General features: G+C 45.2%; 14 protein-coding genes and 1 tRNA gene. 7 read left to right on the top strand and 8 right to left on the bottom strand.

The features are described from left to right. Positions 1 to 7: 7 nt before the first annotated feature. On the bottom strand, positions 8 to 1810 hold the full coding sequence (gene lepA / locus HUN05_15380) for an elongation factor 4 (protein ID WDP86334.1): 1803 nt from the start codon (positions 1808 to 1810) through the stop codon (positions 8 to 10). 129 nt (positions 1811 to 1939) lie between these two features. On the opposite strand from lepA, the gene HUN05_15375 reads away from it, so the two are divergent. Next, the gene (locus HUN05_15375) at positions 1940 to 2836 is read left to right on the top strand and encodes a diguanylate cyclase (protein WDP86333.1); all 897 of its coding nucleotides are present in this window, start codon (positions 1940 to 1942) and stop codon (positions 2834 to 2836) included. Positions 2837 to 2869: 33 nt separating this feature from the next. Here the strand turns inward: HUN05_15375 and nadC are convergent, their stop codons facing one another. From nadC to HUN05_15355, 4 genes are all read right to left on the bottom strand, one after another. Next, positions 2870 to 3700, bottom strand: coding sequence for a carboxylating nicotinate-nucleotide diphosphorylase (gene nadC / locus HUN05_15370; protein WDP86332.1), 831 nt, complete (start codon positions 3698 to 3700; stop codon positions 2870 to 2872). A 17-nt stretch (positions 3701 to 3717) separates the two neighbouring features. Further along, complete coding sequence (locus HUN05_15365; protein ID WDP86331.1) at positions 3718 to 6378, bottom strand: valine--tRNA ligase; 2661 nt, start codon at positions 6376 to 6378, stop codon at positions 3718 to 3720. 88 nt (positions 6379 to 6466) lie between these two features. Beyond that, the gene (locus tag HUN05_15360; protein ID WDP86330.1) at positions 6467 to 6817 is read right to left on the bottom strand and encodes a hypothetical protein; all 351 of its coding nucleotides are present in this window, start codon (positions 6815 to 6817) and stop codon (positions 6467 to 6469) included. 277 nt (positions 6818 to 7094) lie between these two features. Then, on the bottom strand, positions 7095 to 7796 hold the full coding sequence (locus HUN05_15355) for a TetR/AcrR family transcriptional regulator (protein ID WDP86329.1): 702 nt from the start codon (positions 7794 to 7796) through the stop codon (positions 7095 to 7097). A gap of 94 nt (positions 7797 to 7890) precedes the next feature. On the opposite strand from HUN05_15355, the gene HUN05_15350 reads away from it, so the two are divergent. Continuing rightward, the gene (locus HUN05_15350; protein WDP86328.1) at positions 7891 to 8625 is read left to right on the top strand and encodes an aminotransferase class III-fold pyridoxal phosphate-dependent enzyme; all 735 of its coding nucleotides are present in this window, start codon (positions 7891 to 7893) and stop codon (positions 8623 to 8625) included. On the opposite strand, the gene HUN05_15345 is transcribed toward HUN05_15350, so the two are convergent. Genes HUN05_15345 through HUN05_15335 form a run of 3 tightly spaced genes read right to left on the bottom strand, consistent with a single transcriptional unit; the run spans position 8613 to position 10457 of the window. Beyond that, positions 8613 to 9323, bottom strand: coding sequence for an IS6 family transposase (locus HUN05_15345; GenBank protein ID WDP86327.1), 711 nt, complete (start codon positions 9321 to 9323; stop codon positions 8613 to 8615). The two genes, HUN05_15350 and HUN05_15345, sit on opposite strands and share 13 nt — an antisense overlap. A gap of 42 nt (positions 9324 to 9365) precedes the next feature. After that, entirely contained in the window at positions 9366 to 9668 is a 303-nt protein-coding gene (locus HUN05_15340) for an ISAs1 family transposase (protein ID WDP86326.1), read from the bottom strand. 21 nt (positions 9669 to 9689) lie between these two features. Continuing rightward, the gene (locus HUN05_15335; protein WDP86325.1) at positions 9690 to 10457 is read right to left on the bottom strand and encodes an ISAs1 family transposase; all 768 of its coding nucleotides are present in this window, start codon (positions 10455 to 10457) and stop codon (positions 9690 to 9692) included. Positions 10458 to 11326: 869 nt separating this feature from the next. Between HUN05_15335 and HUN05_15330 the strand changes: the two genes are divergently transcribed. The 5 genes from HUN05_15330 (at position 11327) to HUN05_15310 (ending at position 15180) form a co-directional block, all read left to right on the top strand. Then, positions 11327 to 12064: a 16S rRNA (uracil(1498)-N(3))-methyltransferase gene (locus tag HUN05_15330; GenBank protein WDP86324.1), complete on the top strand. Its 738-nt coding sequence runs from the start codon at positions 11327 to 11329 to the stop codon at positions 12062 to 12064. Between the two features lie 81 nt (positions 12065 to 12145). After that, positions 12146 to 12221, top strand: a tRNA-Phe gene (locus HUN05_15325). A gap of 467 nt (positions 12222 to 12688) precedes the next feature. Continuing rightward, on the top strand, positions 12689 to 12871 hold the full coding sequence (locus HUN05_15320; protein ID WDP86323.1) for a hypothetical protein: 183 nt from the start codon (positions 12689 to 12691) through the stop codon (positions 12869 to 12871). A gap of 56 nt (positions 12872 to 12927) precedes the next feature. Then, complete coding sequence (locus tag HUN05_15315) at positions 12928 to 13899, top strand: hypothetical protein (protein WDP86322.1); 972 nt, start codon at positions 12928 to 12930, stop codon at positions 13897 to 13899. Positions 13900 to 13968: 69 nt separating this feature from the next. Next, the gene (locus HUN05_15310) at positions 13969 to 15180 is read left to right on the top strand and encodes an IS256 family transposase (protein WDP86321.1); all 1212 of its coding nucleotides are present in this window, start codon (positions 13969 to 13971) and stop codon (positions 15178 to 15180) included. Positions 15181 to 15309 lie beyond the last annotated feature (129 nt).

Raw genomic sequence — 15309 nt, 5'->3', positions numbered from 1 at the left:
CAGCCCTTTAATCGGTTTTCAGCACGGATAAAAATGCAGACTGGGGAATTTCAACCGATCCCACCATTTTCATCCGTTTTTTTCCTTTTTTCTGTTTTTCTAGAAGCTTACGTTTTCGGGAAATATCGCCGCCATAGCACTTGGCTGTGACATCTTTTCTAAATGCGGAAATGGTCTCCCTTGCGATAATTTTGCCGCCGATGGCGCCCTGAATCGGTATTTTAAACTGCTGTCTTGGAATTTCTTCCCGCAATTTTTTACAGGCGGCCCTGGCTTTGGATTCGGCTTTATCCCTGTGAATCAGCATGGACAAGGCATCGACCCGTTCCCCATTGATCAGAAAATCAAGCCTGACAAGATCGGTCTCCTGGTATCCTGCAATCTCATAATCAAAGGACCCATACCCCTGGGTCACGCTTTTAAGGCGGTCATAAAATTCATAGACCACCTCGGCCAGAGGCAGGGTGAATTTCATTTCCATCCGGTTGGAGGTCAGGTATTGATAATTGGTGCTGACCCCGCGAAACTCGTGACAGACCTGCATGACATTTCCCATGTATCTATCCGGCACAATGATCGAGGCATTGATAAAAGGCTCTTTTACCCGGGTAATCTCCATGGGATCGGGATATTCGGTTGGGTTGTCAATAATTTTAACCTCACCCGAGGTATAGGTAATTTCATACTGAACCGAAGGAGAGGTTAAAATCAAAGAAATATTGTACTCGCGTTCCAGCCGTTCCTGAACCACTTCAAGGTGGAGCAGGCCTAAAAATCCGCACCTATACCCGAATCCTAAAGCCACGGAGGCGTCTTTTTCATAGATCAAAGAGGCATCGTTGAGCTTGAGTTTTTCCAAGGCCTCTGAAAGCTCTTCATAATCATCTGCCGCCACCGGATACATGGATGAAAAAACCACCGGGGTCGGTTCTCTAAAACCGCCTAAGGCCTTTTCACAAGGGGTATCGAGCATGGTCACAGTATCACCGATTTTAACATCGGAAATGGTTTTTATTCCGGCAATAAAATACCCGACCTGGCCTGCCACAAGCTCTTTTTGAGCGTTTCGCTGAATCTGGAAAAGCCCAACCTCTTCCACCTTGTACTGGGCCTTGTTGGACATGAACTGGATCTTGTCTCCCTTTTTAACCGTCCCTTCAAAAATCCTGAAATGAACGATGGTGCCCCTGAAGGCATCATAATGGGAGTCAAAAATCAGGGCCTTGAATTTGCCCGTATCCTGGACTGTCGGTGCTGGAATATTGTCCACAACCGCCTGAAAAATTTTGTCCACCCCGGTTCCCTTTTTGGCAGAGACCAAAAGGGCGGCTTCCGAATCAAGACCCAGATCCTCTTCAATCTGGTCTTTTACCCAGTCTATTTCAGCCGAAGGCAAATCAATCTTGTTGATCACGGGCAGAATTTCAAGATCATGCTCTATGGCAAGGTAAAGATTGGCCAGGGTCTGGGCCTCTACGCCCTGGCTGGCATCCGCCAGGATCAGCGCCCCTTCACAGGATGCAAGGGCCCGTGACACCTCATAGGAAAAATCCACATGACCCGGGGTGTCAATGAGGTTGAGCAAATATTGGGTGCCATCCTCTGCCGTATAGGGCAGAGAAACCGTTTGTGATTTAATGGTGATTCCCCGCTCCCGTTCGATATCCATGGAATCCAGAATTTGTTCTTTCATATCCCGGTCTTCTATAATCCCGGATAGTTGAATCAGGCGATCGGACAGGGTGGATTTTCCATGATCTATATGGGCAATGATGGAAAAATTTCTGATATGTTTCTCGTTTAACTTCAATTGAGCTCCAAACTAAGAGTTGACAAATACCATCTATCTGGCTAATTTTGAATCTGTACATGTAGCAATTGTGCCTAAAGGTGTCAAGATTTAGGCGATCGAACCCAACCTAATTGTTCGGAGAAAATCATGGCCTCTGCCATTTTAATCGTTGACGATGATATTGCCATTAAAGAATCTGTTGAGGAATACCTCACCCTATTATCCTACAAGGTTAAAAGTGCGGAAAATGCCGGTCAGGCCATGGAAATACTTAAAACCTTTCGGGCAGACATGGTGCTCACCGACATCATGATGCAGGGCATGGACGGGCTTGAACTCACCAAACAACTCAAGCAGAACCATGGTGTTGACGTCATGGTCATGACCGGTTACTCTGCGGATTATTCCTATGAAGAAGCCATCAAGGCCGGGGCCAGTGATTTTATTTTCAAACCCTTTCGGTTTGAAGAGTTGGATCTTCGAATCAAACGGGTGTTACGGGAATCAGCCTTTAAAAGAGAGCGTGCCAAACTCCTGGCGGAAATGGAACAACTGGCCATCACCGATGCCTTGACCGGACTTTACAATTCCAGACAGTTTTTTCACCAGATCAAACAGGAAATCAAACGGTATGACCGCTATTCAAGGGCCTTGTCCCTGCTGATTCTGGACATTGATTTTTTCAAACGATACAATGACACCTTGGGTCATCTTGAAGGGGACAAGGTGCTGATGGGTATCGGCAGGATCATTAAATCCTGCATGCGGTCCATGGACACGGCCTATCGATACGGAGGCGAAGAATTTGCCATTCTCCTGCCGGAAACCGGATTAAAAAAAGCCTGTGTGGTCGGGGCCAGGATCAAGGACAATATTGCCAAAGAAATTTTCACCCCGGATACAGGAGAAAAACAATCGGTGACCGTAAGTATCGGGGCCAGTGAACTCAAAAATGGAGAGGATTTTACAGAATTTATCAAAAGAACGGACAAGGCCCTGTATAAATCCAAGGAAACCGGCAGAAACAAACTCACCTATTCTTAAAAAAAATCCCGATCTTTTTTATAAGGCCAAGGACTATTCCGGGTTGATCCTCATGCTCAGGTCCACTGATCTTGCCTGGTGGGTCAATGCGCCACAGGAAATGACATCCACACCGGTTTTTGCAATGGCGTTCAAGGTGTCAAGAGAGACATTCCCCGAAGCCTCCACAATGGCCCGCCCATCAATATAGGCCACCGCAGTCGTCATGGATTCAATATCCATATTGTCCAGCATGATCACATCAGCACCCGCAGCCAGGGCCTTACGGACTTCTTCCATGGAAGAGACCTCCACCTCTATTTTCATAAGATGTGAGGTTCTTGCCCTGACCAGGGCAATGGCGATTTCAACGGAGCCTGCCACGGCAATATGGTTATCCTTGATCAAGATCCCGTCATACAGGGCAAACCGATGGTTATATCCCCCGCCTGCCCGGACGGCATCCTTTTCCATCCGCCGCCAACCGGGCGTGGTTTTCCGCGTATCCACGAGCCGGACATCGCTGTTGTCCAGGGCATTTACAAAGGTACGGGTCAAGGTGGCAATACCGGAAAGACGCTGGAGAAAATTCAAGGCCACCCGCTCTGCCTTGAGCAGGGATAAAAGATCTCCTGTAATCTCAAGAATCACCTCTCCGTTCTGAATTTTTTCTCCATCCTTGAACCGCGAAACGGTTCTAATGGAGGGATCAATAATGGAAAACACCTGTTTTGCCACGTCAATCCCTGCCATGACAAACTCCTGCTTGGCCACGATAATCCCTTTTCCTGAGCGGGGATCAGGCAAAATGGATTCAGTGGTGACATCCCCAAGGCCTGAATCCTCAAACAGGGCCAGACGAATAATCTGGTCATTCATGTCCATAACGGTTTCCTTTTGGTTTATTTCATCCCCTTGACTCGTTCCAGGTTGGCTGTGATCTTATCCTGCTTTTCCTGAAGCTCGGCATGCTGGGCCTTTACCTTTTCAATGACCTCATCCGGTGCTTTTTCAAGAAAACTTTCATTGTTCAAGCGTTTCTGGATCCCTGTCAGCTCTTTGGTATTTTTTTCCGATTCCTTTTCAAGGCGGCGAATCTCTTTGTCAAAATCAATCACCCCTTCAAGGGATACAAAACAGGTAGTATCACCTGTCACCGTCGTTGCAGCAGAGCTGGGCAGATTATCGGCATCACAAAAATAAAGGCTTTCCAAGGTCGCCAGATTGGCAATCACAGACTTATTTTCGGCAATGAGCAGTTTTTCCAGTTCATCTTCGGTATTGGCCAGCACCTTTATTTTCATGGACGGCTGGATATTCATCTCACTGCGGATATTCCGGATGCCTGAAATCAGTCCAAACAAAAAACCCATCTGGGTTTCGGCGGTTTCATCCCTGAAACGCTCATACCCTTGCTCGGAATATGGAAAAGAGGCCTTCATCACAGAGCCCTGGGTGGTCGGAAGGATATGATAAATTTCTTCTGTCACAAAGGGCATAAACGGATGAAGCATGATCAGAATTTCTTCAAGCACGGTGGCAAGCACTGCCCTTGAGGTATCCCGCCTGGCCACGCCCTCTTTTTCATACAATCCGGGTTTGGCAGTTTCCAAAAACCAGTCGCAGAATTCATGCCATACAAACTGGTATACAGAGGAGGCGGCCTCATTGAACTTATACCCTTCAATGCCCTCTTTCACAGCCTTTGCTGTGGCCTGGGATCTGGAAAGGATCCAGCGTTCGGGCAGGCTGAGTTTATCGGTTTCAATCCGGGTATCTTTTGAGGTGATATGCATGAGGGCAAACCTGGATGCATTCCAGAGCTTATTAACAAAATGGCGGTAGCCCTCAACCCTGGATTCAGACATTTTCACGTCCCTGCCCTGGGCGGCAAAGGCGGCCAAAGTGAACCTGAAGGCATCAGCCCCATACTCGTCAATCACCTTTAAAGGATCAATGACATTCCCCTTGGACTTGGACATTTTTTTGCCATGTTCGTCCCTGACCAGGGCATGGATATACACATCATCAAAAGGCACCTGGTCATCCATAAAATGAATACCCATCATCATCATCCGGGCCACCCAGAAAAAAAGGATATCAAAGCCTGTCACCAGGACATTGGTGGGGTAAAAAATTTTGAGAAGCTCTGTATTCTCAGGCCATCCCATGGTGGAAAACGGCCAGAGCGCCGAAGAAAACCAGGTATCCAACACATCGGTTTCCTGGACAATATCTTTACACCCGCACTGGGGACATTCAGTGGGATCTGTCTCTTCTACAATAACGGCCTTGCAGTCCGGACATTTCCAAACCGGAATCCTGTGCCCCCACCAGATCTGCCTTGAAATGCACCAGTCCCGGATATTATCCATCCACTCAAAATAAGTTTTTGACCAATTGTCTGGAATAATTTTTGTCCTGCCAGACCTGACCGCTTCCGAGGCCTTTTCTGCCAGAGGTCCAACCTTTACAAACCATTGCTTGGAAATTGAGGGTTCCACATCGGTGTGACAGCGGTAGCAATTTCCCACGCTGTGTTTTAGAGGTTCTTTTTTTTCCAGCAGCCCAAGTTCCGCCAGGGCTTCAACCGCCTGTTTACGGCATTCGAACCGGTCCAGGCCTTCAAACTGACCCGCCTCTTTGTTCATCATCCCCGAATCATCAATAACCTTGAGTTTTTTAAGTCCGTGTTTTTCCCCCAGATGAAAATCATTGGGGTCATGGGCCGGGGTGACCTTGAGAGCGCCGGTACCAAATTCAGTATCGACATAATCATCCTTGATAATGGGAATGGTCCGGTCGGTCAGGGGCAGCACCACCTCTGTCTGATCCATGTCCTTGAATCGTTCATCATTGGGGTTGACCGCAACAGCGGTATCCCCGAACATGGTTTCAGGCCTTGTTGTGGCAACGGTCAGCCCTTTTTTGCTATCCTTGAACGGATACCTGATATAGTAAAGATAGGCATCTTTTTCTTCATACTCCACCTCAAGATCGGCAAGGGCGGTACGGCATCTTGGGCACCAGTTGATAATATACTGGTCTTGATAGATCAGGCCCTCTTTGTAGAGACGGACAAATACCTTGCGAACGGCTTCTGAAAGCCCCTCATCCATGGTAAACCGTTCCCGGTCCCAGTCACAGGAGGCACCGAGGCGTTTGAGCTGGTTGATAATGGCTCCGCCGGATTTTTCCCGCCAGCGCCAGACCTCTTCAATGAATTCTTCACGGCCAAGCTGATCCCGGGTCCTGCCCTCGGCTGCCAGTTTTCTTTCCACCACATTCTGGGTGGCAATGCCGGCATGGTCGGTTCCCGGCATCCACAAAACATTAAACCCGAGCAGCCTGCGGTATCGGCACATGATATCCTGGATTACATTGTTCAGGGCATGACCCATGTGAAGAACGCCTGTGACGTTTGGCGGGGGAATTACAATGGAGAACCCCTCCTTGTCACTTTTATCCTCTGCCTTAAAAAACCCGTTTTCCAGCCAGAATGAATACCATTTTTCTTCAATGCCTTTTGGCTCATATCCTTTATCCAGAGAATCCGAACCCATAATTTAACTCCTCAAACCCGTATTAATGAAAAAAGGGGATTGAATGAATCCCCAAAAATCTGTCAACCATTATGATCGTTTTTACAATTCAGGCGCTGCCGATATCATCAAGATCTTTTTGCAGCCCCTCTTTAATCTGTGTAATTTCCGTTTGAATGACTTTTTCCAGGGTTTCAAACAAAAGCGCTTCAATGGTCTTTGAAAATTTCTTTTCAATGACCCGCTCCAAAGCCGCTTCAAATTCTTCCTGGCTCACCGATGGCAATGCAGTTTTGCCTTGTGCCTCTGGATCAAAGGGAATGGAAGAGGCCGAATCCGCCAAATCATTTTCCCCGGGGACAATTTGGGTGAGTTCAATGATGTTTTGGTCTGCCTCATCCGATGAATCATCCCCAACCACCTCAGTCAGTTCTATAATATCATCATTGTCTTGAACCATAAATCCCTCACTTTAATCCATTTAAACCTTGTACCCTCGCATTCTTGAGATTAGAAAATTATCAGAGCCGGATAAAAGTGTCAACTAAATTAAACCAGCCCTGATCCACCTTCAAAGACCCATCTTCTTTGTTGCCTTGGTTTGCTCCTCACTGGGGAGTATGACTTATACACCTCATTTGTCGCTCGTTTAGCGCCGCAATATGGCACCTTGCTGGTGCCCAGGAACCCAGGGAAGATTCCCATATTTAAGCAAATATAAAATTTGCAGCTGGATTTCACCTTGGTTTAGATAAAAGTCCCTTGAGCGTGATCTCAACGCTATGCTGGATGAGTTCATGATCTGATCTCCATGGAATTTCCCGAATCGTGATAAGGCTTGATACAATGCCATGGCTGTGGGCCAGGAGAATCTGCCAGATCAATTCAGTGTTGTCATATTCAAACAGACCGGTTTTAATCCCCTGTTCAATAGCGGAGATCAACACCTGAAAAATCTGCATATGACTTATCATGGTCTCGGCATTCAGGTCTTCATCCAAAGGAGACAAAAGATCTTCAACCATAAAAATTACACGGAAATGATCTGGGTTCTCAATCCAGTATGTTGAATATTGAGTCATTATGCTTTGGATTTGCGACAAAGGATCTGTCTTTTTTTTAACCTGTGGCATACTGAAATCAGAAACCTGCTCAAAGAGTTCTTCCCATAAAAAATGGAGCAGGTGACGCTTGTTGTGAAAATAGTGATACAGGGTCGTGGGGGTACAATTTGCCTTTGCGGCAATCTTTCTCATGGAAACATTCTCAAAACCCTCTTCCAGAAAAAGTGTTCTTGCACATCCAATGATCTGGTCTCTGATAACCGCTTTTTGAGTTTCACTTTTAAGGGGGCGACCTCTTTGTTTTTTTGAGGAGGGCATAAGCAAACCTTTTTTAGAACGCGTGTTAAATAATTCTTGTGCCGGATAAAAAATCATGTTTTGATTAACGCGTTAAATAAATAAAAGCAAGATCAGCAAGTTAAAAATTGAGGGGGCGGGTGACTGAAAAACCAAATTATCGGAGGTAAGCATGGAAAAATCTGAAATTATCGAGATGGCTAAAAATTATCTGTGTCCCGGGAAAATAGATACCTTTGGGCAAATCGGCATCGATCTTGTAATCGGAAAAAGAAAAGGCCCCTATATCTTTGATCATGACGGAAAAAAACTGATCGACCTCCGTATCAACGGCGGAACCTTCAACCTGGGTCATCGCCCGCCAGAATTGATCCAAGTGCTTGTATCCGCACTTGAAAAAACCGATATCGGCAACCATCATTTTGCCAGTGAAGCCCGGGCAGTTCTGGCCCGAAAACTTGCTGAAAACACGCCGGGAGACCTCCACTATACCGTCTTTGCTTCAGGTGGAAGCGAGGCTGTGGATATTGCCGTAAAAACGGCCAGATGGGCGACAAAGAGAAAAAAAATTCTCTCTTTGGACAAGGGATACCACGGCAGTACAGGAATTTCAGGGAACCTGGGCGATCCCAACAATGCCCAATTCTTTCTCAGCCGGGGTGCCGAAGATGAGTACCAGCATCTGCCTTTTAACGACCTGGCCGCAATGGAAAAGATACTTTCACAAAAACAAACCGCAGCCGTTATCCTGGAAACCATCCCTGCCACATATGGATTTCCCCTGCCAAAGGACGGATATCTCACAGGGGTTAGAGAGCTGTGTGACCATTACGGGACGCTTGGTTCTGTTGCAAAAAATATTTCCAGGACAAAGAGATCGTTCAGGCGTAAAATTTACGCAGCATAAGAAAACAGATTTTCGACGAATTCTTTCTGCTTTAAAATTTCTCCCTTCCTGATATTTTTAACTTGTCCTTTTCTGATCATGTTCATAATTTCATAGCCTTTTAGCGTCCGCCAGGCAGAATGAAATGTCTTGAACCCCATACCAGCTCTGACAAGCTTTTTGATAAACCGGTGGTCTTGCTCAATAATATTGTTCAGATATTTATTCTGTCTTAGGATACAGTCCTTATTCAGAAGCTTTTTTTCTTTCAAAGCCTTTACTGCCGGAGGATATGCAGGATTTCCGTCAACACTCAGAACCCGAGGTCTGGAGCTATTGGAAGCTCGCAGCATCTTTTTAAAAAATCGTTTGGCAGATTCCATATTACGTCTGCTGCGAAGAAGAAAATCGATGGTATTTCCACGGGAATCGACCGCTCGGTAAAGATACTTCATTTTCCCCCGCACCTTGATATATGTTTCATCAATACGGTAAGAATCATTTGATTGCCGCAGATACTTCCTGCTTCGCTTTTCCATTTCAGGAGCATAGCGCTGAACCCATCGGTAAATGGTACTGTGATCCATAGACAAGCCCCGTTCTTGCATCATCTCTTCCAGATTCCTGTAACTCAGTTGATATCTCAGATACCAGCGAACATTCAACAGGATGATTTCTTTTTCATAATGACGCCACTTGAAAGGGTTTTCATTTTTCATACTATCTCTCTGCAAATAAATTAGTGCCAAAACGGACTTGTATCAGACATTAATAATTTTTTGCAACAGAACCGTTTTTACACTCCCTTTAAATGTCTTATTGTTCCGTAATAAATTTAATGCAATGTGCCGAATCGCTGCAAAATTCTCAGGAGAGTTCCCCTTTCTGACTCTGCTTTCGTCTTCACGGAACGCAATATCCAATACCCAATGCACTGAATTTTCAATTCCCCAATGCCTCCTGACAGCATTACCAAAAATATTGGGGTCGCTATCCAGGCTCGATATATAATATCGCTTTTCATGACTGATCTGGCCGTCCATTTCTCGGGTGGATTCAATCATTCCAATACTTTTTAAACCTTTCTAACTTTTTTTATCTTCAAACCAATCAATATCAGAGGTTATCACAGCCCTGCGCGTTTCGACTCGACCGTGCCCTCCGTCAACACTGGTCTGTTCATTAAACTGGTACCCCTGATTTTTCATTTCTTCCATTTTATTGAAAAAAAGTACCGCTTCATCATGCAAGGTTTTATGATTTTCTTTCAGGGCAAGGACATAGTCACACCCTTTGTTTATTATGGTTTCAGCGATTTTCTTTTGAGTGCCCATGGCATCAATGGTTATAATGCAGCCCGAGATATCTAAAAGTTTTAAAAGATTTGGAATGGCCGTAATTTCATTTGATTTTTCTTCGGTTTTTAATTGCCCTAAAACCACTTTATTAGACGAAGCCCACGCACTGATCATATGAATGGCTTTCTTATCATTGGAGGTATCGTGTGAACGCCTTAGAGTTTTGCCGTCGATTGCAATGACTTGACCTTTGGTCATCTTTGCAACCGACTGAACCCAGTGCATAAAACTGCTCTGAAATTCATTCGGGTTCATCCTTTCAAAAATTCTGCCAAAGGTGTCATGGGAGGGTATCCCATGGGGAAGGCTTAGAAATTTTGACAACCACCTTTTTCTCTTTTTGCCAAAGTTTTCAATTTGCTCATAAGTGTCTGCGCCAGCAACTACCGCACAAATTGCGATGATGACGACATCAATTAAATTATGAAGCTTATTGTGGTGTCTGGGGTCCTGAATATTGTCAAAAAAAGTTTCAAGAGATTTTTTTTCGTTCATTGGCAACTCCTTGTGTTTATTGCCATATATATCGTATCTGTGCAGCGATGTCTAGGAAAATTTTGTTCGATGCTCATATACTATAGCAAGCCAGGAGAGCCAGGCTGGGATAGGGTGAAGGGGGTGGAGTGGCGTAAATGAGCGGCCCGCCAGGACGGCATAGGTCCGATCATTTCCGCTTCTTAAGCGGTCAGGACGACCGCTTAAGATTTAACGGAATCCCCCTCACCTATTCCAGCCGGGTAAGGACGAATCTTAATAAAAGTTACATGCGATGACCCTGAAGTGATCGTTTTTTTATAAAGAACTTTTGGTTTTATTTGTAAACGTATTCTTATGGTCCTCTGGCGATTAATTGAGGCACCTCATAGATTTTTTCGATAAGGCAAGGCCAGTTTTGACGAAACTCTTTCGACGACATTTTGTTCGGGATAACGGCAGGAATGGTATTATCCTGATTGGCCTTTTTTTCATTCCCCAGATTAGTGCGACGAGAACAAGACTGGCTGAAGCGGTTTGAGATTTGGACATGTGAACTCCTTTCTTAATAGATACGAATCCTGGTCAAAAAGAACATGACCCCGATAAATTCAAGTTGGTTATCAACAGCGTTTTATTCTTGGACAGGCCTGTTTCCGAAGTAAAGGTATGAATGAAAAAAACATAGAACAAATTTATGCTTTTCATAGTTTTATCCGCTGAACTAATGATAGTGAGAAAAGGACGACTTTGGGATTTATGCCTTGTTTTTCTATCCAGCGAACTTGATACCTGTCCTGCAAGGTGATAAATCTGTGGCCCCCTTTAGTGTAGTATACTATAGTAACGGCTGTATTACGGATTTAGGCCGATTGCCAAAGGACAAGAATATGCAAAAATTTATCATTGATTCCAAAGAAATTGAAATGTCGAAGATACATATAAAGGGCCAGGATGCCAGACATATTAAAAAGGTACTCCGTCTTAAGCTCGACGATGATCTGTCCATGACAGACGGCAGGGGCAAGGACTTTTGTGGAAAAATAATAGGTTTGACTCAGGAGAGTGTCGAGGTGGTTGTCACTGAAGAAAAAAAGAGTATCACCGAGTCAGACCTTGATTTGACCTTGTGCACGGCCATGCTCAAACATAAGAAAATGGACGAGGTGGTCAAGCAGATCTCCCAGCTTGGGGTGACCCAATGGCTGCCTTTTTTTTCCAAACGGTCGATTCCAATGTCTAATCCTAAAAAGCAGGCGCGTCAGATGGAACGCTGGCAGTCCATTGCCAGAGAATCCTTAAAACAGTGCAGAAGAAGCTGCCTTGTAAAACTCCATCCGCCCATGGGATTTGAGTCCATGTTAGATTTTGCCAACCCTTACCCGGTTAAAATTGCCTTTTGGGAAGAGGCGGCAAGGCCCTTAAGAAAATTGCCGGCAGTGGAAAAGACCAGGGCCATTGTTCTTGTCGGCCCTGAAGGCGGGTTTGATCCCGGTGAAATCAGCCAGGCCAGGGAGGCAGGATTTTTATTCTATACCCTGGGTCCGAGAATTCTTAGGGCTGAAACCGCAGCAGTCCTGGGGGCAGGGCTTGTTCAGTATCTTCTCGGGGATATGGGGGGAAGATAAAATTAATTATTCTGAAGAATATTCATTTTTCCCTTGACTTCATATGCCAAATTGCCTATAAAAGCTCCCGTTGTTCGACACGCCCAGGTAGCTCAGTCGGTAGAGCAGGGGACTGAAAATCCCCGTGTCAGCAGTTCAATTCTGTTCCTGGGCACCATAAAAAATACAAGCCCTTGGCTGATCAGCCAAGGGCTTTTGTTTTTTTGGGCAGCCGCTTTGCAGTTTCAATGATTTTAAGCGCCATCCAAATATAGGCCACTTTTAATAATTGTCTTTTGGCTTGATTCCTTTGTTGCAGGCAAATTTGAATCCTCGAAATATTGAATATATCCCTCTGGTTAAAATTAGCCTGCACCCTGAACTCAAACCCAAATCCTGATTATTTGAGATACCCTATGGTTTTGCCAAAGCTAAAACCTATGAATTTTTCCGGGCAGGATATAGTCATAGGGTCTTGCCAGCACACGGGTTTTGATGAACCGGTCCAACCGGCGGCATTGCAAAAAGGTCTCTAAAAGAATCAGGGCGCATTCCTATTTTCCCGGTTTTAAAAAGGCCTGTCTTTTAGAGCAAAAAGAATGATATCCTCTGTTACGCTGAAATGAACATAAATGGATTGTGCTAATGAAGAAAGCTGAAGATTGTAATACTGTTGATGAAGTCCTTGCATGCCTCAAAGAACTGGAAGAAGATCCAAATCGCTTGGTTCGTAACGCTAACGAATTAGAACAGATGGAGCAGGAAATCCTTGAGTATACAAATCGGATAAGCGCCTTTTTTTTAAAAAAAAGATCCAGGCCTCAGTAGATTCCTCTGAACAGGTCGACCAAGAAAAAGAATTGATGTCCAATTGGCCGGGACGGATGAAAAGCGAAGGGCTTGAGACCGTTTGGATTCAGCTTTGTACAGATAGTTCGGTTGATATTCATGTTCGATACTATCGAAGGTCCTGTGACCGCCGAAAAGGAAAAAGATATAAAGGTGCATACGCTGGCTTAATCCTTCTTGGAATCCATGATCGCTGCTCGCCTGCTTTGGCTTCTATGGTGAGTTCTTGGTCAGCCTTATTAAGTTCTTTTGAAGAAGTCCGTCAAGTGCTTTGTGACCGTGGGATGACGTTGGGTATAAAGGTCATCCGTAAACTGACCTATCGGTACGCAGAGCGGGCTCGAGCCGAACAACAAGCGGGCCGAATCCCATTAAATGATAGAGATTTACTTGAAGGGCGGCGAGTCGTTATCAGCACTGATGGTGGCCGCACTCGGCTCAGAGAGAAGAAAAGGGGACCAAAAACCCAAAAGGATAGAACCCGATTTCGTGGGGCATGGCGAGAACCCAAGCTTTTGATCATTTATGTAGTGGACGCCCATGGAAAACAAGAAAAAAGCTTTTCACCATTTATTGATGGCTGTTTCAATGGACCGGATGGTGTATTCCACTTGTTAAAGGGTTATTTGAACTCCCTTCATATTCAGAACTCAGACAAAATACTGTTTGTTGCAGATGGGGCACATTGGATTTGGAATCGAATCCCCGGACTGCTAAAAGCATTGGGTTTGGCTCCTGAGCGTGTGTATGAACTTCTCGATTTCTACCATGCAGTTGAGCATCTGGGTACAGTAGCAGGCTTAAGGAAGACCTGGTCATCCAAGGAACGCAAACGCTGGGTATCGAAGCAGCGAGGTCTTCTGCTGAAGGGAAAGGCGATTGAGGTGGTACAGGCCGTCCAGAAGCTTTGTAGAGGCAGAAACAGTAAGGCTATCAAGACGGAACGGGATTATTTTGGGTTCTGTTGCAAAAAATATTTCCAGGACAAAGAGATCGTTCAGGCGTAAAGAGGGCGTTCAAAATTCTGTGTCAGTTGAATGAAAGCTGATATACTCAGCTAAATAAGGAGAACTGACATGACCGAAGAAAACACCGAATTTGATTTTCAAAAAGCCCTTAAAGGCATCCAGGAAGGTAAACCCTTCACAGGTAAGGGCGGCGTCCTTACATCATTAATCAAAAATCTTGCTGAAGCTGCTCTTGAAGGAGAGTTGGAGTCCCATCTCGGGCAGGAAGTTTCTGCCAACCGCCGTAATGGAAAAAGCAAAAAGACCATTAAATCCCTGGATGGTAAATTTGAGCTGGAAACCCCGCGTGACAGGGCCGGAACCTTCTCTCCACAGATCGTCAAAAAACATCAGACAACGCTCAGCGATGAAATTGAAAGAAAGATAATAGCCCTTTACGGCCTGGGCATGAGTTATAATGATATGGCTTCCCATTTACAGGAAATCTATGGACTTGAGATTTCAAATGCCACTCTGAGCACCATTACCGATAAAATCATCCATACCGTCAAAGAATGGCAGGCCAGGCCGTTGGAAAATGTGTACCCAATCGTATGGCTTGATGCCATACATTATAAAGTACGAGAAAACGGAAAGGTCGGCAGCAAAGCCGTTTACACAATTCTTGGGGTGAATATCGAGGGCCGCAAAGAGGTTCTTGGGCTGTACATATCCGAGAATGAGGGTGCGAACTTCTGGCTGCAGGTGTTAACAGACCTTTCAAACCGAGGGGTAAAAGATATCCTGATTGCCTGTGTTGATGGTCTAAAAGGTTTTCCCGAGGCCATTGAGACCATATTCCCGGACACAGAAGTTCAACTCTGCGTAGTCCACCAGATCCGAAATTCATTGAAATACGTTGGTTCCAAAAATAAAAAGGAATTTATGGCAGATCTAAAACGTGTTTATAAAGCGGTCAATAAGGATCTGGCCGAAGAAGAACTGGATATCTTGGAAAATAAATGGAATGACAAATACCCGATTGTGATAAAATCCTGGCGGAACAACTGGGAACGCCTCAGTCATTTCTTTAAATATCCAGAAGAGATTCGACGGATAATATACACCACAAATACCATTGAGGCTGTGCATCGACAGTTTCGAAAACTGACCAAAACAAAGGGATCATTCCCGAACCAGGACAGCCTGTTAAAGCTGCTTTACATGGGGATCCAGAACGCCAGTAAAAAATGGACAATGCCGATTCAAAATTGGTCACTGACAATTTCCCAGTTGGCAATTTTCTTTGAAGGCCGGCTGGATAAAGAGCTGGGAATTTGATAGGGATTTATTTACAGATGGAAAAGATGGTTCCAGGAACTCCACTCCAGCAAAAGTCAACTCCTCCGACGTGGCTGATTGAAGGCCCATTCTCGGACCTGACTTTTACTTCCGCTGGCGCTGAGGCAG

The organism is Desulfobacter sp. (genome assembly GCA_028768545.1).
In the GTDB taxonomy this organism is placed as follows: domain Bacteria; phylum Desulfobacterota; class Desulfobacteria; order Desulfobacterales; family Desulfobacteraceae; genus Desulfobacter.
The sequence above is the reverse complement of the archived record's forward strand: the minus strand, read 5'-3'. Positions and strand labels throughout refer to the sequence as shown.